Source organism: Virgibacillus sp. M23 (assembly GCF_034190895.1).
GTDB lineage: Bacteria > Bacillota > Bacilli > Bacillales > Amphibacillaceae > Virgibacillus > Virgibacillus salarius.
In genome coordinates this window covers 1-474 of the sequence record NZ_JAWDHA010000229.1, presented here as the reverse complement: position 1 = coordinate 474, position 474 = coordinate 1, and the positions used below count along the sequence as shown (strand labels likewise).

The following is a 474-nucleotide window of genomic DNA, read 5'->3' as shown; positions in this document are numbered from 1 at the left end:
TTACAACAAAGTACGGTTCAATAGATAACCGGTTTGTCCCTTTAGATAAAAATGAGATGGTTCACGTGCCGGACGGGATCGCCCATTTTCTTGAGCACAAGCTGTTTGAAAAAGCGGACGGAGATGTTTTTCAAGATTTCAGCAAACAGGGTGCTTCTGCCAATGCGTTTACGTCATTTACAAGAACGGCTTATCTTTTCTCAAGCACATCAAATGTTGAACGCAATTTAGAGACGCTCATCGATTTCGTGCAGGACCCATATTTCACTGAAAAAACGGTTGAAAAAGAAAAAGGGATTATCGGGCAGGAGATTAACATGTACGATGATAATCCTGATTGGAGGCTTTACTTCGGGGTCATTGAAAACATGTACAAAGAGCATCCTGTCAGAATTGACATAGCGGGAACAGTGGAAAGCATTTCACATATTACAAAAGATCTTCTTTATGAATGCTATGAAACGTTTTATCACC

1 protein-coding gene is annotated in these 474 nt (G+C 40.3%); it reads left to right on the top strand.

The window, feature by feature from the left end; translation table 11 throughout:
* Positions 1-474, top strand: a 474-nt coding sequence (gene yfmH, locus RVS70_RS22235; protein ID WP_321134887.1) for an EF-P 5-aminopentanol modification-associated protein YfmH, incomplete at both ends; no start/stop codon positions are given.